The sequence below is a fragment of the Nanchangia anserum genome, assembly GCF_015240065.1.
Classification (GTDB): Bacteria; Actinomycetota; Actinomycetes; order Actinomycetales; family Actinomycetaceae; genus Nanchangia; species Nanchangia anserum.
On sequence record NZ_CP060506.1, the window covers coordinates 1,485,813 to 1,507,855 of the forward strand.

A 22,043-nucleotide genomic window follows, 5' to 3' on the forward strand; every position below is an offset into this window, starting at 1 on the left:
AGGTGCGCGAAATCAGCGGGTCGAACCCAGCGCGACCTCGGCATCGGGTTCGTGGGTGAGACGATTGCGCATATCGCGGCGCACGATCTCGATGACCCACATCCACACGGCGTGACCGAAAAGCTCGGAGAAGTGCTCGCCGAACGGCTGGTCCCACGGCGCGGGCACGGTGCCCATCGCCGGCATGATGATGATGTGGAAGGCGATCCACACGATGATGCCGAACGCGACGCCCTGCCACAGCTTGATGCGCGGGTAGTACTCGGCGACGATGCAGTAGATGAGGGCGAAGGCGATCGAGAACGCAAAGTGAACGATGAACGACACCCACGGCATGTGGTTTCCCAGCCACGAGTATGTCTGGTGGGTGAAGCTCTCGGAGAAGCCCAGCTGTTGCAGGAGCTCCTGCGGCGGGTTCGTCGCGTTGCGCTCAGGTGTGCGCGGAGGCAGGGGAACCTCCCACCCGAACTTGATGATCGCCGAAATGATGCCGGCGATGAGGCCGGCGATGGCGGCCTGGGGAATCCGACGGCGCTTCGCGTCAGTCACGTTGTCTCCTTGTCTTGTCATAGATGCTCACGAGAACCCGATGACGATACTCCACGGGCGCGCCGTTGACGAATACGCCGCCGAACGAGGGCGCACAACCGGCGGACGGCGCACTCGATAGACTGCGGGTGTGGACAGGGACTTCCTCATCGTTTCCCTCGTCGCCATGCTCGGGATCGCCATCGGCGCGGCGCGCGTGTGGTGGTGGATGCGCGAGCGTTCCCACATCCGCGCCGCGATGGCCGAACCCGTCCTATCGGGGCACGTGTTGGCGCTGCTCCAGGCCATGCCCGGCATCGTCATCGTCGTCGACTCCACCGATACCGTCGTTCGCGCCGACGTCTCCGCCCTCGCCATGGGGCTGGTGCGCGAGCGCGTCATCGCCAGCGTCGAACTGCGCGAGGCCCTCGCGCACTTTCGCGCGACCGGTGAGGGCAGCGTCGTCGACGTCGCGGCGTCGAGTCCGTCGGGAGGCCCCGAACGGATGCTCAACCTGCGCATTGACGGCGTACAGTTGGCCGAGGATTACACGGTCCTCATTGCCCGCGACCACACGCCGATGCGTCGCCTCAACGACACCCGCAAGCAGTTCATCGCCGATATCTCCCACGAACTCAAGACCCCGATCGGCGCGATCTCGCTGCTGGCCGAGACGATTCGCGATTCCGCCGACGACGCCGAGGCGGTTCGACACTTCGCCGCGTCACTGTGCACCGAGTCGGAGCGGCTGAGCCGGCTGGTCGCCGACATCATCGAGCTCTCGCGCGTCGAGGCGCGCGCTCCGCTGTTGCGGGCGCGCCCGTGCGCCATCGGCGACATCGTCACCGCGGGGATCGCGCGCGAGTCGCTGCCGGCCGCGACCCGCGGCATGACGATCCACACCCACGGCGTCGAGGAGGCGCGCGCCACGGTGCTTGCCGTGCGTGACCAGCTGGAGCGGCCATCGCCAACCTCGTGAGCAACGCCGTGCGTTACAGCCCAGATGGCGGGCGCGTCGACGTCACTCTCACCGAGTCTGCCGACGAGGTCGCGATCGCCTTCACCGATCGCGGCATCGGCATCGACCCAAGCGAGCACCGGGCGATCTTCCGCCGCTTCTACCGCGTCGATCCCGCGCGCTCACGCGCCTCGGGCGGCACCGGCCTGGGCCTGTCGATCGTCACCCACGTCGTTCACGATCACCGCGGCGATATCAGCCTCGACTCCGAGCTCGGGCGTGGGGCGACATTCACCATCACCCTGCCGCGGCTGCCAGGATCGCCACATTCGAAAGGAATGCCGACATGACGCGCGTGCTCATCGTCGAGGACGAGGATGCCTTCCGCGAACCGCTGGCCTATTCGCTTACCCGCGACGGCTTCACGGTCGACAGCGTCGCCGACGGTCACGCAGCACTCACCGCCATTGACCGAAGCACGTATGATCTCGTTCTCCTCGACCTCATGCTGCCCGGCATCGACGGCATCGAGGTGGCCCGCCGCCTGCGCGCCAATCCCGCCACCGCCCACCTGCCGATCATCATGGTCACGGCGAAGGGCGAGGTCGTCGACCGGGTCGTCGGCCTCGAGATGGGGGCCGACGACTACCTGGCCAAGCCGTATTCCTATCGCGAGCTTCTCGCGCGCATCCGTGCCCTGCTGCGGCGAACGCGGCAACCCGCGGCAGCAGATGACGAGTCGCGCATCGTCGTTGCCGATCTCGTCGTCGACGAGGACCGCCACGAGGTGACGTGTGCCGGGCGGCGCGTCGACATGCCGCTGCGCGAATTCGAGCTGCTGGCCTTCCTCATGCGCAATCCCGGGATCGTCCTCACCCGCGCCCAGATCCTTGACCGGGTATGGGGACCGGACTACGAGGGCGAGACGAAGACACTTGACGTCCACATCACCCGGCTGCGCGCCAAGCTCGAGGCCGATCCGAAGAACCCGCGCCGCATCGTGACGGTGCGCGGGCTGGGCTACAAGCTCGCAGAAGACTAATGCGATGCCCGGCGCAGCAGGCGCCGGGCATCGACTGTTATGGGGCTAACCGAAGCGGCCGGCGACGTAGTTCGCCGTCGATTCGTTCTCGGGGTGCTCGAAGACCCGCGAGGTCGGGCCGTACTCGATGAGGCGCCCCGGTTGCGAGGGGCCCGAGATCGAGAAGAATGCCGTCTGCTGGGAGACGCGACGCGCCTGCTGCATGTTGTGGGTGACGATGACGATCGTGTAGTCCTCGGCCAGCTCGGCCATGAGTTCCTCGATCGCCAGCGTCGAGACGGGGTCGAGCGCCGAACACGGTTCGTCCATGAGCAGTACTTCGGGTTTGACCGCGACGGCGCGCGCGATGCACAGGCGCTGCTGTTGGCCTCCCGACAGGGCCGAGCCGGGTCGGTTGAGCCGGTCCTTGACCTCGTCCCACAGGTTCGCCGAGCGCAGAGAGGTCTCGACGATCTCCTCGGCTTGAGCGCGGGTGAGACGTCGTGAGTTCAACCGCACCCCGGTCAAGACGTTATCGGCGATCGACATCGTCGGGAACGGATTGGCCTTCTGAAACACCATTCCGACCTTGCGGCGCACGAGCACGGGATCGATCCCGCGGGCGTAGATGTCGGCACCGCCGATGCGGATGTCACCGCTGACGCGCGCGCCGGCGATGACCTCGTGCATCCGGTTGAGCGAGCGCAGGAAGGTCGATTTGCCGCAGCCGGACGGCCCGATGAGCGCCGTCACCGAGTGCTCGGGAATATCCATCGTCACGTCGTCAACGGCGAGGACGTCGCCGTAATACATCGACGCGTGGCGCACGGCGATTGCCGTGGGATTGAACGTCACGTCGGTGTCTTCGCCGGCGATAACGCGGCCTTTAGTCACGGGCGCGTGGGAGGCGGAGGAGGTGGTCGTAGTCATTTCTCGCCTTTCGGTTGGAACATGTGGGCGAGCCAGCGCCCACCGCAGTTGATGAGGACGACGACGGCGAGCAAGACGAGCGCCGCCGACCACGCGCGCTGTTCGTTGATCGAGGTCACGCACGAGGTGGCCGAGGCCGCGCACGTTGCCTCACCCATGGCATATTGGCGATAGACGTAGACGGGCAGTGTCATCATGCGCCCGTTGAAGACGTCGGTGTTGATCGCGTCGAACGTGCCGACGGTGACGAGCAGCGGCGCGGTCTCGCCGATGACGCGGGCGATTCCCAGAATGATGCCCGTGATGATTCCCGTGAACGCCGTGCGCAAGACGACCTTGACGGTGACCTTCCACTTGGGCACGCCGAGCGCGTAGGCGGCTTCGCGCAGCCCGCTCGGCACCATCCGCAGCATTTCTTCGGTCGAGCGCACGATCGTCGGCACCATGAGCACCGACAGCGCGGCGGCGCCCATGATCCCCGCCCGATAGCCCGGGCCGACGCTCAGGGCGAAGACGGCGGCGGCGAAGAGGCCGGCGACGATCGAGGGGATGCCCGTCATGACGTCGACGAAGAACGTCAAAGCGCGCGCGAGCGGACGCGGGTGGCCATATTCGACGAGGAACACCGCGGCGAGGATGCCGATGGGCACCGAGATGAGGCAGGCCCAGGCCGTCACGAGGACGGTGCCGAGCAGCGCGTGGTAGATGCCGCCGGCATCCATCCCGCCGAAGACGCCCTTCATCGACACGGTGAGGAAATAGGGAAAATCGGCGAACAGCCGCGGGGCACCGCGAACGATGATGGTCGCCAGCAGCGAGACCAGCGGGATGACGGCGAGGGCGAAGGCCACGATGACGCCGCCGCGCACGAGGGCATCGGTGAGCTTGCGTCGGCGCATGTGGCGGGCATCCACCGGGGCCAGCGCGAGGGCATGAGACATCGTCATGACTGGCTCCTTACGCGTTCGCGCCCGAATAGGCCCGGGTGCGGGCGATGATGAGGCGGGCGAGCATGTTGACGACCATCGTCACGGCGAACAGCGCCAACCCGGTGGCGATGAGCGCCGACATCGTCAGCCCCGACGCCTCGGGGAACTGGAGGGCGATATTCGCCGCGATCGTCGAGTGTGCGCCCGAGGCGAACACGTCGAAGGAATAGGTCGCGCCCACAGACAGCACCATGACGACCGCCATCGTCTCGCCCAGCGCGCGTCCTAGGCCGAGCATCGAGGCTGAAATGATGCCCCGCCCGTAGGGCAGCACGGCGAGCTTCAACCGCTCCCACGTCGTCGCGCCCAGGGCCAGTGCCGCCTCGTGCATCGAGCGCGGCGTCTGGGCGAAGATGTCGCGGCTGATCGCGGTGACGATGGGGATAATCATGACGGCGAGAATGACGGCGGCCGAGGCCAGGACGCGCCCCGTCGGCGAGGCGGGTGTGGTGCCGATCGGCAGCCACGCCAGCGCCTCTCGCATCCCCGTCCACACGCCGGCGAGCTTGGGGAGCAGCCACAGGCCACCCCACAGCCCGAAGACGACCGAGGGGATCGCCGCGAGTAGATCGATGACGGCGGCGAGGAATCCGGCTAGGCGCGCGGGTGCGTACTGGGTGATGAACAAGGCGATACCCACCGATAGCGGGACGGCCAACACCATCGCCAGCACCGCACCCAGGACGGTGCCGAACAGCTGGGGGCCGGTGAGGGCGAGGAGGCTGACGGGCTGGGCCTGCCCCATCGCCCGGAACCTCGCGGAGGAGTCGGTCAGTGCCGGCCACGCCTCGATCGCCAAGAAGATGGCGACGGCGGCCAGGGTCGCGAGGATGAGGATCCCCGCCCCGCCCGCGAGCGCGGCGAAGATCCGGTTGCCGGCGGTGCCGACTCGCCCGTCGAGGCGGATGTCGGGGGCTACGGCGTCGGTGAGGTCGCTGGCCGGCGCCGGCGGGCTGGAGTGGGTATGCCCGCCGTGGAAGTGGACCGAGGTCGTCATAGTTAGCGCCCCGTGATCGTCTCGATTGCCCCGCGCACGCGGGTCGACATCTGCGCTGACAGCGGGGCCGAACCGGCGTTATCGGCGGCGAGTTGCTGTCCCTTATCCGAGGCGAGGTAGCTCATGTAGGCCTTGACGCCTGTCGCGATCGCCGGATCCTCATACGACTGGCAGACGATCTCGTAGGAGACGAGGACCAGCGGATAGGCCGTCGGCGAGGCTGGCGTGCGCGAGATCGCCACGGCGAGGTCGGCCGTGTCCGCGGAGGCGGGCGTGGCCTCGTCGAGTGCGGCCGCGGCGGATTCCGGGCTGTAGGCGACGTAGCCGTCGCCGGCCTTGAGCTTGGCTGTGCCAAGTGTGCCCGCCTGCGAGGCGTCGGCGTAGCCGATCGTGCCGGTGCTGCCCGAGACGGTCGAGATGACTCCGGCGGTTTGCGGGGCCGCCTCGCCGCCAGAGAGCGGCCACGACTTCTTGGCCTCGTGGGGCCACGCGTCGGGGGCCGCCTGGTGGAGGTAATCGGTGAAGTTCTCGGTGGTGCCGGACTCATCGGCCCGGTGCACCGGCGTGATGGCGAGGTCGGGCAGGGTGGCGTCGGGGTTGGTCGCCGCGATCGCCGGGTCGTTCCAGCGGGTGATGCGCCCGGCGAAGATGTTGGCGATCGTGTCGGGGTCGAGGTTAAGGTGGTCGATCCCGTCGAGGTTGAACACGACGGCGACCGGGGAGACGTAGAGGGGCAGGTGGAGAGCTGGCGAGCCGCACGTCTTTTCGACGCTCGCGCGCTCGTCGGCTTCCAGGACGGCGTCCGAGCCGGCCCAGTTGACCTGGCCCGATGCCAGCTGCTCGATGCCGGCGCCCGAGCCCACGGGGTCATACGTGATCGTGGCGTCGGGGTTGTCCTGGCTAAACGCGGCCTTCCACGCGTTTTGGGCGGCCTCTTGGGACGAGGCACCGGCCCCGACGATGTGGCCGGACACTGTTGCATTAGCCGAGCGCGACGTCTCGGACGTGCCCGTGGCGTTGTCGGATCCGCAGGCCGCGAGGCCGAGCGCGAGGGTGAGGGTGACGATGAGTGCGCCGCCGCGACGCACGAAGCGGGATGATGGATACACCTTCTTCTCCTTCCTTCTCGCGGGAGCCTGGGGTGGGCTGCCCGCGCGCCCTCACCGTAGGAAGGACAGGTAGCGAGGAAGGAAGGCGAAGGTGAACGCCAGGTAAACGCCGCGGGCTACAGCCCGGAAATCGGCAGCACCGGGCGCGTGTGGGTCTCGAGCAATGCCCGCAGGCGCGCGAAAAACGCCGCAGAGTCGGCGCGCTCGATGACGCGCGCGTTCGCGGTGGCCTCGAATTTGTCCCACGCCATCGCGGAGTACCCGCGCGTGAGGGCCGACGTCGTCTCGACGTCGACGCGATAGGGGGCTTCGGCGAGGATGAGCTCGGGGTGGACGAGGCACTGCAGCGTCATCGAGTCCGGGTGCGTGGACCCGGGCACGCCCACCGATTCGTCGTAGGCGAGCGTGTGATCGCACAGGGCCTTGAAGAAGCGGGCGATCGGGGTGTCGATCGCGCACAGCTCCTCGTAGTCGAGGCGCGGCAGCAGGGCGTCGGTGAGGGTGACGGGATCCCACGTTAAGACGACGACGTCGGAGAATCCCGCATCGAAGACGATCTGCGCGGCCTCGGGGTCGACGTAGAAGTTGAACTCGGCGGCGGCGGTGATGTTGCCACCCCATTGTTCGACCCGCCCATGATGTAGAGCGACTTCACCCGTTGGGGAAATGTGCGGTCGGCGATGCAGGCGGCCGCGATATTCGTCAGCGGGCCGATCGCGACGATGCTGAGCTCGCCCGGTTCCTCCGAGGTCATCCGCAGCAGCGCGTCGACAGCGCCCTCATTCGAGACCATGCCGTCGGGAACGTCCATGCTCAGCCCGCCAGAGCCGTCCCCGTGGACGTCTTCGGCACCCTCCCACGCCCGCATAAGCGGGCGCGAGCACCCCAGGTGGATCGGGCAGGCCCCGACCTTGTCGGCGACCGCGAGCGTCATCGCGGCGTTGTGGACCTGGCGGTCGAACCCGACGTTGCCGGCGACCATAGTGATGGCGCGGAGGTCGGCGGCGGGGTCGAGCAACCCGAAGAGGATCGCCACGCAGTCGTCCTGCGCGGAGTCCGTGTCGAGGATGAACGGGACAGCCATGAGTCTCCTATCGGTGGCGGCGGGCCGGGCGCGTCAGTCGCGGGTGAGCACCTCGCGACCGCCCAGGTAGGGGCGTAGTGCTTCGGGGACGTAGACCGAGCCGTCGGCCTGCTGATGGTTTTCCAGGAAGGCGACGATCCAGCGGGTGTTGACGACGGTGCCGTTCAGGGTCGCCACCGGCTGGGTGCCACCCTCGCCACGGTAGCGAATGCCCAGGCGGCGCGCCTGGAAGGTCGTGCAGTTCGACGTCGACGTCAGCTCGAGGTAGCGCTCCTGGGAGGGTAGCCACGCCTCGCAGTCGAATTTCTCGGCCGCGCTCGACCCCAGGTCACCGGCCGCCGTGTGGATGACGCGGTAGGGCAGCTCGAGCTTGGCCAGCATCTGCTCCTCCAGCGCGAGCAGGCGCTGATGCTCGTCTGCGGCGTCCTCGGGCAGGGTGTAGGCGAACATCTCGACCTTGTTGAACTGGTGGACGCGGATGATGCCGCGCACGTCCTTGCCGTGCGAGCCGGCCTCGCGCCGGTAGCACGAGGACCACCCGGCGTAGCGGATCGGCCCGTTCGACAGGTCGACGATCTCGTCGGTGTGGTAGCCGGCCAGGGCGACCTCGGACGTTCCCGTCAGGTAGAGGTCGTCGGCGGGCAGGTGGTAGATCTCGTCGGCGTGGGCCCCGAGGAAGCCCGTGCCGCCCATCGTTCGCGGGCTGACCATCGTCGGGGTAATCATCGGGGTAAAGCCGGCCTCCATGACGAGGTCGAGGCCGCACGTGAGCAGCGCGAGCTCCAGGCGCGCCCCGATCCCCTTGAGGAAGTAGAACCGCGATCCCGACACCTTGGCGCCGCGCTTGGTGTCGATGGCGTCGAGGCCCTCGCCGATCTCGACGTGGTCGCGCACGTCGATCCCCTCGGCTCCAAAGTCGCGTCGACGCCCGTGCTCGGCCAGCACGACGTAGTCGTCCTCGCCGCCGGCGGGAACGCCGGGGTTGACGATGTTGGGAATCGCGTAGGCGGCCTCGCGCGCCGCAACCTCGGCGGCCGATGCCGCGGCCTCGAGCTCCTTGACCTCACCGGCCATCGCCTTCGCCTGGGCGAGGATCGCCGGGCGCTCCTCCTTCGAGGCGGCACCGATCTGCTTCGACAGCGCCTTCTGGTCGGCGCGGCGCGACTCGAACTTCCCCAGCGCCTCGCGCCAGGCCCGATCGGCCTCGAGGGCACGATCGACGTCGGCGGGGTCGGCACCGCGAGCACGCTGAGAGGCGCGCGCGGGCTCGGGGTTGTCACGCAGGCTTCGCAAATCGATCATGGCGCCATCCTATGCCGCCGCGCGCCCGCCCTCTCACCCCGCCCACGTCGGGCGCCTGGCTAAACTTGGGTCACATGAGTATGTCGCTGTGGGCCCTGGGCATCTCGCTGGTCGCCCTCGCCTGCGCCGCCTGCGCCCTCGTCATGGCGAACCTGGCCTTTCGCCGTTCTCGGCGTCGCCCCCACCTGACCCCAGCGGCCCTCGGAGGACTGCGCCCCACGTCCGAGGATTCCCCCGCGCGCAGTGGCGGCGTGTGGGTCATCGTCAACCCCACCAAGGTCTCGGATTGGCGCCAGCTGCGCGCGACCATCTGCGCGGCGGCGTTCGCCGCCGGCTGGGGCGATCCCCTCATCATCGAGACGACCGAGGAGGACCCGGGGATCGGCCAGGCGCGCGCGGCGCTCGCGGGCGATGCCGGCCTCGTGCTCGTCGCCGGTGGTGACGGCACGGTTCGCCTCGTGTGCGGGGTCCTCGCCGGCTCCTCGATCCCCGTCGGCATTCTGCCGCTGGGCACCGGCAACCTCCTCGCGCGCAACCTCGGCATTCCCATCGACGACCTGCCCCAGGCGTGTCAGATCGCCTTCACCGGCCACGAGTCGGCCCTCGACATCGGCTGGATGCGGCTGAACGGTCACGAGCAGCGCCACCCGTTCCTCGTCATCGCCGGCGCCGGCTTCGACGCCGACATGATGGCGGGCGCCAGCGCGGATTGGAAGTCGCGCATCGGCTGGGGCGCCTACGTCATGTCCGGGGTGCGGGCGCTGCGCAACCCGGCGATGGACGTGACCCTGTGCTACGCCCACACGCCCACCCCGACTCGGCTGCGTGCGCGCACCCTGCTGTTCGCCTCGTGCGGGGAACTGACCGCCGGCCTCACCCTCGCCCCCGGTGCCGACCCGTCGGACGGGTGGATGGAGGTCATGGCCATTGACGTGCGCGGCGGCCTCGTCGGCTGGATCGAGTTGGGGGTCCACGTCATCGCTCGCGCCATCGGTGCGCGCAAGCGGCTCGCCCCGGTGACGGCGACCCTGACGACCGAACGCTCGACGCAGGCCCAGGCACGCATCGAAAGCGAGGCCCGCCGCGTCCAGGTCGACGGCGACGACCTCGGTTACGCGCACGACCTCGAGGTGAGCTTGCAGCGCCACGCCCTCATCGTGCGCTCGCTGTGAGGGCTACCCCTGGGTGAACAGGGCGTCGACCCACGCCCGGGCGGCGCGGAAGTCCTCGTCGCTCGTGCCCGGCTCGATCGCGTTCGCCCGCCCGTCGGCGCGCGGGTAGGAGCCCAGGAAGCGCACGTCATCGCACGTGCGGTAGACGCCGACGAGGGCCGCCTGAACCCGCTCCTCGCACACGTGCCCGGCCAGGTCGATGGAGAAACCGTAGGCGCCGGGCTGGCCGGCGACGGGACGCGACTCGATGCGAGTGAGGTCGACGCCGCGAGTGCGGAACTGTTCGAGCAGCTGGTGGAGGGCGCCGGCGTGGTTGCGCGGCAGGCGGACCTGGATCGTCGTCTTGTCGGCGCCGGTGGGCTCGGGCAGGTGGCCGGGCAGGGACAGCATGACGAAGCGGGTGATGGCGCCGGGATTGTCGGCGACGTCGGCGCGCAGCGTGGTCAGGCCGTACAGGGACGTCGCGATGGCCGACGACAGGCACGCCTGGAAACCGTCGTAGCCCTCGGCGAGCAGGCGGGCAGCCTCGGCGGTGGAGGTCGTGGGCGTGTGCTGAGCACCCGGGAGCGTGTCAGTCATCCAGTTGCGGCATTGGGCCCACGCGTGGGAGTGGGTGCCGATGCGCTCGACGTCGTCCAGGGTGACGCCAGGGCGAGCGGCGAGGGTGAACGAGACGGGGACGACGATTTCGCGCACGATTTGTAGGCGCTTGCCCCAGGCCAGCGAGTCGAGGGTCGCCGTGACCCCGCCCTCGACCGAGTTTTCGATGGGCACCACCGTGTAGCGGGTGCGGCCGCTGCGCGTCGCGTCCATCGCCGCGCGTTCGCCCGCACACGGGACGATCGTCGCCTCGGGTGGGGCGACCTGGCTGAGCGCCTGGTGACAGAATGTCCCAACCGGGCCGAGGAAGGCGTAGGACGGGGTGTCGGTCATCGGTTTTCCTTTCGTCTTCGGCAACCGTAGTCGCCCTACACTGGTGCGCATGGGTCGAGCCAGCATACGGATGCGACACGCGTTCGTCGTCATCGCGGTTGCCGTCATCGCGCTGCTCATCGGGGACGCCGTGCGCATCGCCGGGATCGTGCACGAGGCACCGCGTGAGAGCGAGGCGCCGGTGGCGATGAGCCGCGCCCAGCGAGCGATCTATCCGACGGCTGACAACGAGATCACGCCGGGTGCTCGCTCGCCCCTCGTCGTCATCGGGGTCAGCGGATTGACGAGCGCGGATCTGCGCGACATCTCGCGCTATCCGGCGCTCGCCGAGCGCGCGTCCACGGGCGCGATCGCCAACCAGGTCGTGCGCGGAGCCGACCAGGTGGCGTGCCCGGTCGACGGCTGGTTGAGTCTGCAAGCCTCGCAGCGCCTGTCGGATCGCGCGGGGCGTGCGGAGGGGACGTGCCCCAACGTGGCCGATGTTGCCGACCACGGCATGCCCGCCGACGGTCTGGGAGGTCCCGACGATGCCCACCTCGGGCTGTTGGGGCAGGCGTTGGAGGCGTTTGGGATCTCGACGCGCGCCATCGGCCCGGGCGCGCGCATCGCCCTGGGAACCCCGACGCACCCCGCTGCCGGCGAAGCCGCCGCGGCCTCCGATGGCGAGCTGGCCCGCCAGGTCGCCGAGGCCGCATCGTCAACGCGCGTGACCGTCGTCGACGCCGACGTCGACGTTCCCGACCTCCAGGTTGCCACCCCCGGTCACTCCGCGACCGACACGTGGGAGGGTTTCGCCGCTCCCCCACCCACGGACACCCGCCGCGCGACGCGGCTGCTGACTCGGCTCAACACGATCGTCGCCGAGCTCGACGACAACACCCAGGTCATCATCACCTCGTTGGCCGATGGGACGTCGCTGTCGAGCCTGCAAGCCACCATTTTGTCGACCGACGCCATGACGAGCGGCTATGCGCGCTCGGGATCGACGCGGACAAACGGGCTGGTTCTCACCGCCGACATCACCCAGCTCATCCTCACCTCGGCAGGGCTGCCCGTGACGAGCGAGGGGCAGGGCATGGCGATCACCGGCGGGGGCGGCACCCGGCTCGCGCTCTCGAACGAGGACGCCGCCTCCGCGCTCGCTAGTTCCCAGCTCGAGGAGCGGATCGATCGGCTGGCCGATGCCGCGCTGCACGCCCGTGTCACCTTGTCGATCCAGCCCCTCGTCATGGTCGTCTTGGCGGTGGTCGCCCTCGCCTGTCTGTTCCTGCTCATTCGCCTCGTCTTCGCCCATCGCCTGGGTAACCTGCCGAGGCGTCGCCGGCGCATCCTCACCGTCCTCGCGCTTATCGCCGCGTGCGCGCCGCCCTCGACGTTCCTCGCCAACCTCGTGCCGTGGTGGCGGCTGTCCTCGGGGGCGCCGGTGCCAGCGATGCTCGCCGTGCTCGCCGTCACGGCGCTGATCTCGCTCGTCATCGTCGCCGTCGCCGCCGGCGTCGCCCAGCTCGTCCGCGCGCTGGCGCCCGAGCACGACGACACCCGCTGGGTCGGCCTCATCGTCATCACGCTCGCCCTCACCGGGTTGCTCGTGGGCGGGGCGCGGGCGTCGCGGCTGAGCCTCGATGCCGTCATGGGCTCCTCATCGCTGCTCGGGGCGCGCTTCTACGGGATCGGCAACACCCAGTTCGCTCTCGTCGTCGTCCTCACCCTCACTGCTGCTGCCCTCATCGGCTCGCTCCTCGTGCGTCGCGGCTACCGCCTGGCGGGGCTGATCGTGGCGGCGGCGGGCGGCATGTGGGTCGTCTCGATCGACGGGGCGGCCTCGCTGGGGGCCGACGTCGGCGGTCCTCTCGCGCTGACGCCCGGCGTCCTCGTCCTGACGATCCTCCTCATTCGCGGCTACCTGCGCCGCATCGACATCGTGTGGATTGCCCTGCTCACCCTCGGATCCTCACCCACTTCGGGCTGCGCGATTTTGCCCGCCCCGCGCAGGAGCGCTCGCACGCGGGGAGCTTCGTCGCCGCGCTCGCTGAGGGCCACGGCGGCGCGGCCTTCCATCACAAGATCGCGGCGATGGTGGGGACGTTCATCGGCTCTGGCCTCGGCATCGTCTCTCTCATTCTCGCCGTCGTCGTCGCCCTCGCCATCGCGTGGGGATTGCGCCGCCTCACCCGCATGCGTCAGCGTCCCGACGTGCGTGCGGTCCTCACCGGTCTGCGCCGCGTCCCCGGCCTCACGCCCCTGGCCGCGGCCGGGCTGCTGTCGACGATCCTGGCGGCCCTCGTCAATGACTCGGGACTCATCATCGTGGGTGCCGCCGCGCTCATCGCCCTGCCCCTCTTCTGTGCCGGGCTGCTCACGGCGTCGCTGCCCCTGCCCGCGGCACCGAGGCTCCCGAAGTGGCGCGGTGCCGCCGTGGCGGTTCTCTCCCTCATCGGCATCGGCGCCGTCGTCGCGACGCTGCTCGGCCCCTCCCCGACGCCGAGTTCGAGCGGCGACCGCGAGGAACTCAGCGCTCACCGCACGGTCGTCCTCTACACCCATTCCCTATCGTGGCAGCGCCTGCGCTACGCCGCCGACACCGGGCTGGGTGCGCAGATCGATCGCTCGTGGATGTTCAACGTCATTCCCCTGCGCACATCCTCGGGATCGTGTCCCCTCGACGCGTTCCTCGCTACCAACGCGGCGGCTCCCGTGTCCTCGCGCTCACTGGGAGGCCGCGACCTGTGCATGGATATCCCGTTACCGCGCGAGGGCGAGCCCGTGGCCGGCTGGGAGTATTTCCGGGCCGCCGAGGCCGCTGGATCGCACACGTCGCGCCTGGGGGCGCTGGGCGACGCCGTGGCGAAGCACCATGTCGATGCTCACGCGATCGGGGGTAACGCCGCCGCGGTGCTTGCCCGCTCCAACGGGTCGGTGGCCGCCACGGTGCAGGAGCGCCCGACCTCGGATGCCGATATGGCCGACGCGGTTGCCGCCTCGGTCTCGCAGCACCGCCTCACCGTCGTCGACGCCGAGGCGGCCTCGGTCAACGACGATCCCACCCGACAGATTCAGGCGGCCGCGCGCATCCGCCACACCGAGCTAGCCGCCGCCGAGGCGCGCGGGGAGGATCCCGCCACCATCGTCGACCAGCCGATTACCGAAGTCAGCGCCGCGCTCAACCCGCTCCGCGGTGCCAGCGGGACCCCGATTGGCGACCTCGTGCGTTCCCACCCGGGGATCCTGCCGCACCGAAGCGTGGACCTCTCGGCCACCGGCGGGCGAGCCTGGCGCATCCAGGCCGCGCAGGCGGCCCAACAGGAACGCCGGCTCGCCACGATCTTGGCTGGGCTTCCCCGCGATGTCACCGTCATCGTCGTCTCGACGACGACGGCGTCGCCCTCACGCGAGATGGGGGCCGGGATGATTATCACGCCGAAGGGATCGGGCGGGCTCGGCCACTCGGGTTCCGTGCGTCAGGCCGGGATGGTGCAGCTGGCCGACGTCGGAGTCAGCATCGCCGCATCCGTCGGACTCGATTCGAGCGATCTCGTCGAGCCGGCCGGCTCCGTCATCTCCGGTGTTGCCCTGGGCTCTCAACCGCAGGCGCGCTGGACGAAGGTTCTCAACGATTCGACGCGCGCGAGCGCGATCTCGACGGCGCGCAATGCCTTCCACACGCCGCTGCGTTCGGCGGCGACGCTCATCTTCCTGCTCGCGGCTATCGCGACGATTCGTCCCGTCTATCGTCGCCTGGTACCGACGATCCCGGGCGGACGTGGCAGCGAGCGCGTCCTAGGTCGGCTGGTGTGCCTGACGCTTGCCGCCCAACCGGTGGCGGCCTTCCTCGTGTCGTTGACGCCGTGGTGGCGAGCAGCCTCGCCCTCAGCGGTGCTCGGCTGGGGAACGTGGGGTCTCGGGGCTATCCTCGCCACTCTCGCCCTCCTCGCCTGGCGCTCGCCGCTGGGACCGATGATCGCCATCAGCGGGGCAACGATGGCGCTGCTTGCCCTCGACATTGCGACGGGGTCGCAGGCCCTCATCGACGCGCCGCTCGGCTTCAATTCGCTGGCTGGCGCGCGCTTCTACGGCGCCGGCAACGAGGCGTACACCCTCATGGCGACGGGGTTCTTCTTCTCCGTCGGCCTCGGTGCCGCGTGGCTCATCGATCGGGGGCACCGCCTCGGCGGGCTCGCCGTCTTCGTCGGTGCCGGAATCGTCCTCGTCATTATCGACGGCGCGCCGAACCTCGGTGCCGACTTCGGCGGCCCGCTGTCGCTGCTGCCGGGGATCGCCGTCGGCGCCATACTGTTGGCGCGGGCGCGCCTGTCGTGGCGTAAACTGGTCCTCGCACTCGGGGGCACCGCCCTCGTCGGCGTCGGACTGGCCGTCGCCGACTGGCTGCGTCCCCCCGCCTCGCGCACCCACCTCGGCCGATTCATCGAGTCGAGCCTGCACGGCGACCTCGTGCCGATCATCACCCGCAAACTCGGGGCGAACCTGGCGGCGCTGACGTGGTCGGGACACCGGTGGGTCGTCCTCGCCGCGCTCGTCCTCGCCGCGGGCACCCTCGCCTTCGGGCTGCGCGCCACGCCGGCGCCCGCGCCGACGCCGGGCCGCCGCCTGGGTGAGCGCCTTCGCGCCGCCCGCATTCGCGCCTGGGGATGGTTGGCGCCCTCAGCACCGGACGCCTCGGCTCGCACACGCCTGGACGGGATCACCGCGATGACGATCGCGTGGGTCGTCACCGAGGTCTTCGGGTTCGCCCTCAACGATTCGGGGATCCTGCTGCCGGGCTTGGGCGCGATCCTCGCCGTGCCGCTGCTCCTCGACGTCGTCATCGCCTCGCGCGCCCACGCGCGCGACGAGAAGCGGGCGGCGGAGTAGCTAGCGGCGGCCCCGCGCCGCCTCACCCAGCGCGCAATAGGGCTCGTAGTCACGCTGGCGAGCGGCAGCCTGGGCGAAACGCGCCCGCGGCAGGCGCACCCGCGCCAGTGCCAGCGACGTGACGGCGCGACGCACGTCGATCCACTGGCGCAACCGGTGCATCTCGCCCGCGAAGTCGCGCGTGCTCACCCGATGCCCCAGTTCGCACGGCACCTCGATGAGGGTCATCCCCGCCACGAGCATGCGAATCGTCATCGCCGTCTCGACGCCCCACCCGGGCGCGAACGGCTGGGAGGCGGCGAAGGCCTCGCGGGTCATGCAGCGTTGCCCGGACAGGGGCGCCACGGGCCGCCACCCCGCGGCCTTTTCGATGGCGCTGCGCGCCAGCCCCAAGACGAAGCCGTGGCCGCCGGCACCTTTGGCCGGGGGGAGGACAGCGATCGCGCAGTCGGCGCGCCCGCAGGCGACCGGCTCGACCAGCGGGGCTGCCTCGGCCGCGCTGTCGCCCAAATCGGCATCGAGGTAGAGGAGGAGGCGCGGCTCCCCCTCGGCTTGGTCGTGCATGCCGGCGACGTTCGCGCCGGTCTGCATGGCCGAGGCCTTGCCCCGGTTGATTGTGTGGCGCACGGTGATCGCCCCGGCCTCGCGGGCACGCAGTTTCGTCTCGTCGGTGGACCCGTCATCGACGACGATGATGAGGTCAACACCGGGAATCGCCTTCGATGCGCGCACGGTGGCCGCGATGCGGTCTTCTTCGTTCATCGCCGGGATGATGACCGCGACCGCCGGGGTGCGCTGCTCCGGATCCGAGGGAGTGCTGTGGTCCACCGCTCCACACTATCGCGCCCGCGCTCCTCCGCGTCGCTCCACGCGGTTGTGGCGTCGATTGGGACGGCTGATTTCGCGGGGAAAAGGTGGGACAATGGGCGCCATGCATGAAAGAGCTGGTACCCCTGCCCTGCCCGAAGATCTCATCGATGTCGATGCGGTGCTGTCGGCGTATTACGACCTCCAACCCGATCCCGATATTCCCGCCCAGCGGGTGTCCTTTGGCACCTCCGGGCACCGCGGATCGTCTCTCGATACGGCGTTTAACGAGGCCCATATCGTCGCGATCACGCAGGCGATCTGTGACTATCGCGCCCGCATGGGCTACGACGGCCCGCTGTTCCTCGGTCGTGACCTCTCACGTGCTGTCCGAGCCGGCGCACCGCTCGGCGCTGGAGGTGCTCGTCGCCAACGGCGTCGACGTGCGAGTGGACTCGCGCGACTCCTTCGTTCCCACCCCGGCGATCTCGCACGCCATCCTCACGGCCAACGGTGCCGGCACGCCCGAGGGCGTGCGCCTGGAGGGTCCGGGCCTGGCCGACGGCATCGTCATCACCCCCTCGCACAATCCCCCGCGCGACGGCGGCTTCAAATACAACCCGCCCCACGGCGGGCCGGCCGACACCGACGCGACCGGGTGGATCGCCGAGCGAGCCAACCAGATCCTGCACGAGGGGTGGGACACGGTCAGCCGGGCCTTTGGCGAGGCCCTCGACCCCGACACGAGCGAGACATCACCCGATATGACTACCTGACGAACTACGTCGACGATCTCGAGCAGATCATCGACATGGCCGCGATTCGCCGCGCCGGCGTGCGCATCGGCGCCGACCCGCTGGGCGGGGCCGCGGTTGACTACTGGCAGGCGATCGCCGAGCGCTACGGGCTCGATCTCGACGTCGTCAACCCCGAGGTCGACCCGACGTTCCGCTTCATGACGCTGGACTGGGACGGGAAGATCCGCATGGACTGTTCCTCGCCACAGGCCATGGCCTCGCTGCTGGCCGTCATGGAGAAGAACGAGGACGGCGAGACCCGCTACGACATCGCCACCGGCAACGACACGGATTCGGACCGCCACGGCATCGTCACCGCCGACGGGCTGATGAACCCCAACCACTATCTCGCGGTCGCCATCGAGTACCTCTACACCCACCGCGACGGGTGGGCCGACGACTGCGCGATCGGCAAGACCCTCGTGTCGTCCTCGCTCATCGACAAGGTCGCCGAGTCGCTGGGGCGTCGCCTCATCGAGGTTCCCGTCGGCTTTAAGTACTTCGTCCCCGGTCTCGTTGACGGCTCGGTGGGATTCGGTGGCGAGGAAAGCGCCGGCGCGTCGTTCCTGCGCTTCGACGGCACCGTGTGGACGACCGACAAGGACGGCATCATCATGTGCCTGCTGGCCTCCGAGATCCTCGCGGTCACGGGGAAGACGCCGTCGCAGCTGCACCGCGAGCAGGTCGAGCGCTTCGGCGCGTCGGCCTACACGCGCGTCGAGGCCCCGGCCGACGCCGAGCAGAAGGCGACGCTGAAGAAGCTCTCGCCCGACGACGTCACGGCCGACGAGCTGGCCGGCGACCCGATCACGGCGAAGCTCGTGCGCGCCCCGGGTAACGACGCCGAGATCGGCGGCCTCAAGGTGACGACGCCCACCGCGTGGTTCGCCGCGCGCCCCTCGGGTACCGAGGACATTTACAAGATCTACGCCGAGTCCTTCGCGGGCGAGGACCACCTCGCGCGCGTCGTTGACGAGGCAAAGGTCGTCGTCTCGCAGGCGCTGTCGCGCTAATCGGCAAACGTCCGGCGGCGGTCACCACGCGGTGGCCGCCGCCGACGTCTGTCAGCGTCGACGGGGATTGACCCGCTGGCTCGGCTGCGCCGTCCACGGGTCCTCGGGCCACGGGTGCTTGGGGTAGCGGCCGCGTTTCTCGGCGCGCACGGCCGGGTAGACGTTGTTCCAGAAATACGTGAGGTCGCCGGTGTGGGCGAGGACACGCCCGGCCGGGTCGAGCAGGTCGATGAGCACGTCCACGTGCCCGTCGGCGATGCGCGGGGTCTCGGCCCAGCCGAAGCATTCTTGAAGCTTGGCCCTCACACATGGCTTGTCTGCGCCATAGTCGATGGCGGCGCGGCGCCCGCTGGGCAGTTCGAGGTGGGTCGGCGCCAGCTCGTCGAGGCGGGCGGCCTCGGGCCACGGCAGCAGGGCGCGCAGGGCGTCCAGGCTCGCCTCGGCGGGGATGCGTCGTCCCGCGCGCAGGCGCTGCCAGGCCAGCGCAAACCACTCGTGAGCGTTCGCCCTCAGCTGGGCATCGGAGACGTCGGGCCACGGCTCCCCGATGGCCGCGTGAAGCAGCGTGAGGCGGGCGCGCAGATCGAGGGCAGAGCTGGGCCACGACAAGATGGCGTGTGGTCCGGGACCGATGCGGTCGCGCGCGACGGCCTCGTCGATGGCCCGTGCGAGGGAGGCGTCGTCGGGGTCGCAGGCGACGCGGGCGCATTCGATGGCACCGAGGCTACGGACCGCCTGGCTGCGGGCACGACCGCGCTCGATGGTCGTCGTCACGCGCGAGGTCATGAGGTGGCGCCCGGCGTTCAGCGCCAGCTCCTCGCTGATCGGCACGCCCTGGCGAATGACCGCCCCCGACGCGTCGGCGTGCCCACCCGTGCGGGAGATATCGGCGATCGCGAGCCACTGCGCGCCGGCCAGGTGCGACGTGGCGGCGATGCTCGCCCCGCTGCCGGAAGCCAGCGCATAGCCGATGCGGCGTTGTCCCTGCGCGGAGGTGGAGCGGCGCCGGGCCAGGCGCTCGGGGTAGGCCAGGGCAACGACCCAGGCGAGCGCGTCGCTCCCCCGCAGCTCCTGCGTCCCCGTGGGCGCGTAGCGGGACAGCCGGGCGGCCTGACGGCGCCACGAGGCTGCCTGCGGATCCTCGCCGCGACGCATCCGGGTAAGCGCGCTCGCGAGGTCGTCGCCGCGCCCTCGGGCATCCTCACTCAGCAGCGCGACGACCTCGCCGGCCAGCCGCCCACCCACGCGCTCGGCCCCCTCGAGGAGAGCGCGCGCGAGGCGCGGATCGACGGGCACGTCGTGGAGGCGGCGGCCGACGTCGGTGAGCGCTCCGGCCTCGTCGAGCGCGCCCAGCCCCCGCAGCGTTGCGACGGCGCGTTCGCGTGCCGCCTCTGGGAGGGGATCGACGAGATCGATGCCCACTCCCCCGGGCGCACCCCAGGCGGCCAGCGTGAGCACGGCATCGGCGAGATCGCTCACGGCGATCTCGGGATCGGGATACGCCGCGAGCTTCGGCCACGTCGCCTCGTCGAGACAGCGCACCGCTCGGCCCGGGGCCTCGCGCGCAGCCCTGCCGGCCCGCTGGGTGGCGGCGGCTTTCGAGGCCAGCACGGTGGCGAGCCCGCCCATTCCCCGCGCGTGGTCGTAGCGCGGGACGCGCGCCAGCCCCGAGTCGACGACGCAGCGGATCCCGGGAATGGTCAGCGCCGATTCGGTGATCGCCGTCGACACAACGACGCGCGGGCGCGCCGCCGGTTCGGCATCCAACACGCGCTGCTGCTCGCGGAACGGCAGCGACCCGTGCAGTCGGTCGACGCGATAGTCGGGATTCGCCTGCGCGATCGCGCGGGCCACGCGGTCGACCTCACGCGCGCCGGGGACAATGACGAGGACGTCGCCGTCGGCACGGGCGATCTCGCGGGTCGCCGTCGTCGCGACGTGGCTGAGGAAGCCGTCGGTGACGCCGCGCGCGTCGAGGGGGACGATCTGGCGCGGCGGCGGGGCGTACGTGACATCGAGCGGATGTGTCGCGGTGGACACGGTGAGGATCGGCGCCGGGCGACCATCTCCGAGCAGCTGGGCAAAGCGCTCGGCATCGAGAGTGGCGGACATCGCGATGACGACGAGGTCGTCGCGGGCGCGACCAGCCTCCGCCGCCAGCGCGCAGGCTAGGTCGGTGTCGAGGGAGCGCTCGTGAACCTCGTCGAGGATGATGGCCGCCGCGCCACTCGCGAACGGATCGGCGGCAAGGCGACGTGTGACGATGCCGGCGGTGCAGAACTCCACGCGCGCCTCGGTGCCGATCCGGTGTTCGCCGCGCACGGTGTAGCCGATGTCCTCGCCCGGGCGGGTCCGCGTGAGCGTCGCGGCGTAGTGCGCCGCGGCCCGTGCGGCGACTCGGCGCGGTTGCGTGCACCAGACGCGGCCCGGCCGGCCTCGCTCGCTCAGCCAGGCGGCGATGGCGGCGGGAATGAGCGCGGTTTTGCCACTTCCCGGCGGTGCCTGGACGACGAGGCGGTGTCCGTCCTCCACACGCGCGACGATGTCGTCAAGTCGCCCGCTCACGGGCAGTCCGGCGCCGCGCAGACGCCGCGAGATGGCGTCGGGATTCCACGTGCTCACCCATCCAGGATAGGTCGAGGATCCTCAACACCCGCCGCGCCGGTACCACGCTGGCCCCGCGTGGGGGATGCTTGAGGGATGACGCGTACGTATCGTTCCCGCTCCTCTCGCCGCGCCCGTCCTCGCCTACCCACGGTGGTGGTGCTCCTCGTCGTCGCGCTCGTCCTGGCCTGGGCGTCCATGACCGACCTCGGCCGGCGTGACTTCGACCCCACCCACCTGTCGTTGCCGGGAGGACGCGAGATCGTCCTCGGGCGCGACTCGACCGCGATTCTCGCCGCCGGTCCCCACACCGACATGACGCAGGCCATCGCGGCGCTGCCCGTGCGCGAAACGAGCCCCGGCGGGTACAACCGCGACGATTTCGGCGTGCGCTGGGCCGATGAGGATCACAACGGCTGCGATACCCGCAACGACGTTCTCGCCCGCGACCTCTCCAACGTGCGCTTCAAGCCGGGCACCCACGACTGCATCGTCGTCTCGGGCGATTTCGTCGAGCCCTACACGGGCCGACACATGCGGTTCACTCGCGGTCGCCAGACGTCGGAGGCCATCCAAATCGACCACGTCGTCGCGCTCGCCGACGCGTGGCGCTCGGGGGCCAACGCCTGGGATGCGCCAACGCGACAGCGCTTCGCCAACGACCCGCTCAATTTGTTGGCCGTGGACGGCGAAGAGAACCAGGAGAAATCGGCCCAGAGCGCGGATGCGTGGCTGCCGGCAAATTCCGGCTATCACTGCGCCTACGTCGCGCGCCAGGTCGCGGTCAAGCGCGAGTGGGGGCTCAGCGTCACCGAACCGGAGCGGCGGGCCATGGCCGAGGTGGCCTCGACCTGTCCCAATCAGCCGCTGCCGACTCGCTAACCGGCTGCCTCATAAACGCGGGCGGGTCACCCACATTCTGGGTGACCC

17 protein-coding genes and 1 pseudogene are annotated in these 22,043 nt (G+C 70.0%); 7 read left to right on the forward strand and 11 right to left on the reverse strand.

Annotation, left to right across the window (positions count from 1 at the left end):
* Positions 1-12: 12 nt before the first annotated feature.
* A complete protein-coding gene (locus tag H8R18_RS07005; RefSeq protein ID WP_227712786.1) occupies positions 13-549 on the reverse strand; it encodes a YagU family protein in 537 nt (178 codons plus the stop codon).
* 130 nt (positions 550-679) lie between these two features.
* Between H8R18_RS07005 and H8R18_RS07010 the strand changes: the two genes are divergently transcribed.
* Genes H8R18_RS07010 through H8R18_RS07020 form a run of 3 tightly spaced genes read left to right on the forward strand, consistent with a single transcriptional unit; the run spans position 680 to position 2,528 of the window.
* Positions 680-1,507 carry a sensor histidine kinase gene (locus H8R18_RS07010; RefSeq protein WP_194189210.1) on the forward strand — a complete coding sequence of 276 codons (828 nt, stop codon included), beginning with the start codon at positions 680-682 and terminating at the stop codon, positions 1,505-1,507.
* Positions 1,504-1,836, forward strand: a complete 333-nt coding sequence (locus tag H8R18_RS07015; protein ID WP_194189211.1) for a sensor histidine kinase — start codon at positions 1,504-1,506, stop codon at positions 1,834-1,836. Before H8R18_RS07010 ends, H8R18_RS07015 begins: the two co-directional genes overlap by 4 nt.
* Positions 1,833-2,528 carry a response regulator transcription factor gene (locus H8R18_RS07020; RefSeq protein ID WP_191071344.1) on the forward strand — a complete coding sequence of 232 codons (696 nt, stop codon included), beginning with the start codon at positions 1,833-1,835 and terminating at the stop codon, positions 2,526-2,528. Before H8R18_RS07015 ends, H8R18_RS07020 begins: the two co-directional genes overlap by 4 nt.
* 45 nt (positions 2,529-2,573) lie before the next feature.
* Here the strand turns inward: H8R18_RS07020 and pstB are convergent, their stop codons facing one another.
* From pstB to serS, 7 genes are all read right to left on the reverse strand, one after another.
* Complete coding sequence (gene pstB / locus H8R18_RS07025; RefSeq protein ID WP_191071345.1) at positions 2,574-3,437, reverse strand: phosphate ABC transporter ATP-binding protein PstB; 864 nt, start codon at positions 3,435-3,437, stop codon at positions 2,574-2,576.
* Complete coding sequence (gene pstA, locus H8R18_RS07030; protein WP_191071346.1) at positions 3,434-4,384, reverse strand: phosphate ABC transporter permease PstA; 951 nt, start codon at positions 4,382-4,384, stop codon at positions 3,434-3,436. The genes pstB and pstA overlap by 4 nt, the downstream gene beginning before the upstream one ends.
* Positions 4,385-4,394: 10 nt before the next feature.
* A complete protein-coding gene (gene pstC / locus H8R18_RS07035; RefSeq protein ID WP_194189212.1) occupies positions 4,395-5,423 on the reverse strand; it encodes a phosphate ABC transporter permease subunit PstC in 1,029 nt (342 codons plus the stop codon).
* A gap of 2 nt (positions 5,424-5,425) precedes the next feature.
* Positions 5,426-6,532, reverse strand: coding sequence for a phosphate ABC transporter substrate-binding protein PstS (gene pstS, locus H8R18_RS07040; protein WP_227712787.1), 1,107 nt, complete (start codon positions 6,530-6,532; stop codon positions 5,426-5,428).
* A gap of 116 nt (positions 6,533-6,648) precedes the next feature.
* The gene (locus tag H8R18_RS09615; protein WP_338089217.1) at positions 6,649-7,140 is read right to left on the reverse strand and encodes a nucleoside hydrolase; all 492 of its coding nucleotides are present in this window, start codon (positions 7,138-7,140) and stop codon (positions 6,649-6,651) included.
* Complete coding sequence (locus tag H8R18_RS09620) at positions 7,050-7,616, reverse strand: nucleoside hydrolase (RefSeq protein ID WP_265087369.1); 567 nt, start codon at positions 7,614-7,616, stop codon at positions 7,050-7,052. Before H8R18_RS09620 ends, H8R18_RS09615 begins: the two co-directional genes overlap by 91 nt.
* A 33-nt stretch (positions 7,617-7,649) precedes the next feature.
* Positions 7,650-8,918, reverse strand: coding sequence for a serine--tRNA ligase (gene serS / locus H8R18_RS07050; protein WP_191071349.1), 1,269 nt, complete (start codon positions 8,916-8,918; stop codon positions 7,650-7,652).
* A 74-nt stretch (positions 8,919-8,992) separates the two neighbouring features.
* Between serS and H8R18_RS07055 the strand changes: the two genes are divergently transcribed.
* Complete coding sequence (locus tag H8R18_RS07055) at positions 8,993-10,090, forward strand: diacylglycerol/lipid kinase family protein (protein ID WP_191071350.1); 1,098 nt, start codon at positions 8,993-8,995, stop codon at positions 10,088-10,090.
* 3 nt (positions 10,091-10,093) lie between these two features.
* Here H8R18_RS07055 and pheA read toward each other — a convergent pair whose 3' ends face one another.
* The gene (gene pheA / locus H8R18_RS07060; RefSeq protein WP_223875103.1) at positions 10,094-11,023 is read right to left on the reverse strand and encodes a prephenate dehydratase; all 930 of its coding nucleotides are present in this window, start codon (positions 11,021-11,023) and stop codon (positions 10,094-10,096) included.
* Between the two features lie 49 nt (positions 11,024-11,072).
* Here pheA and H8R18_RS07065 point away from each other — a divergent pair, with 49 nt between their 5' ends.
* Positions 11,073-14,111: a YML083C domain-containing protein gene (locus H8R18_RS07065; RefSeq protein ID WP_194189213.1), complete on the forward strand. Its 3,039-nt coding sequence runs from the start codon at positions 11,073-11,075 to the stop codon at positions 14,109-14,111.
* A gap of 1,781 nt (positions 14,112-15,892) precedes the next feature.
* Here the strand turns inward: H8R18_RS07065 and H8R18_RS07070 are convergent.
* Positions 15,893-16,720 (reverse strand): glycosyltransferase family 2 protein, encoded by an 828-nt coding sequence (locus H8R18_RS07070; RefSeq protein WP_338088356.1) that lies wholly within the window; start codon positions 16,718-16,720, stop codon positions 15,893-15,895.
* A 103-nt stretch (positions 16,721-16,823) separates the two neighbouring features.
* On the opposite strand from H8R18_RS07070, the pseudogene pgm reads away from it, so the two are divergent.
* A pseudogene (gene pgm / locus H8R18_RS07075) lies at positions 16,824-18,509 on the forward strand (phosphoglucomutase (alpha-D-glucose-1,6-bisphosphate-dependent)).
* A 51-nt stretch (positions 18,510-18,560) separates the two neighbouring features.
* Here the strand turns inward: pgm and hrpB are convergent.
* Complete coding sequence (gene hrpB / locus H8R18_RS07080) at positions 18,561-21,131, reverse strand: ATP-dependent helicase HrpB (protein ID WP_227712788.1); 2,571 nt, start codon at positions 21,129-21,131, stop codon at positions 18,561-18,563.
* A gap of 78 nt (positions 21,132-21,209) precedes the next feature.
* Between hrpB and H8R18_RS07085 the strand changes: the two genes are divergently transcribed.
* Entirely contained in the window at positions 21,210-21,995 is a 786-nt protein-coding gene (locus H8R18_RS07085; RefSeq protein ID WP_223875104.1) for an HNH endonuclease family protein, read from the forward strand.
* Positions 21,996-22,043 lie beyond the last annotated feature (48 nt).

Excerpts from the sequence above, each read along its gene's own strand:
- pstB (WP_191071345.1), bottom strand. The coding sequence starts at position 3,437 with ATGACTACGACCACCTCCTCCGCCTCCCACGCGCCCGTGACTAAAGGC.
- H8R18_RS07085 (WP_223875104.1), top strand. The coding sequence starts at position 21,210 with ATGACGCGTACGTATCGTTCCCGCTCCTCTCGCCGCGCCCGTCCTCGC.
- H8R18_RS07055 (WP_191071350.1), top strand. The coding sequence starts at position 8,993 with ATGAGTATGTCGCTGTGGGCCCTGGGCATCTCGCTGGTCGCCCTCGCC.
- pstA (WP_191071346.1), bottom strand. The coding sequence starts at position 4,384 with ATGACGATGTCTCATGCCCTCGCGCTGGCCCCGGTGGATGCCCGCCAC.
- serS (WP_191071349.1), bottom strand. The coding sequence starts at position 8,918 with ATGATCGATTTGCGAAGCCTGCGTGACAACCCCGAGCCCGCGCGCGCC.
- H8R18_RS07065 (WP_194189213.1), top strand. The coding sequence starts at position 11,073 with ATGGGTCGAGCCAGCATACGGATGCGACACGCGTTCGTCGTCATCGCG.
- pstC (WP_194189212.1), bottom strand. The coding sequence starts at position 5,423 with ATGACGACCTCGGTCCACTTCCACGGCGGGCATACCCACTCCAGCCCG.
- H8R18_RS09620 (WP_265087369.1), bottom strand. The coding sequence starts at position 7,616 with ATGGCTGTCCCGTTCATCCTCGACACGGACTCCGCGCAGGACGACTGC.
- pheA (WP_223875103.1), bottom strand. The coding sequence starts at position 11,023 with ATGACCGACACCCCGTCCTACGCCTTCCTCGGCCCGGTTGGGACATTC.
- H8R18_RS07020 (WP_191071344.1), top strand. The coding sequence starts at position 1,833 with ATGACGCGCGTGCTCATCGTCGAGGACGAGGATGCCTTCCGCGAACCG.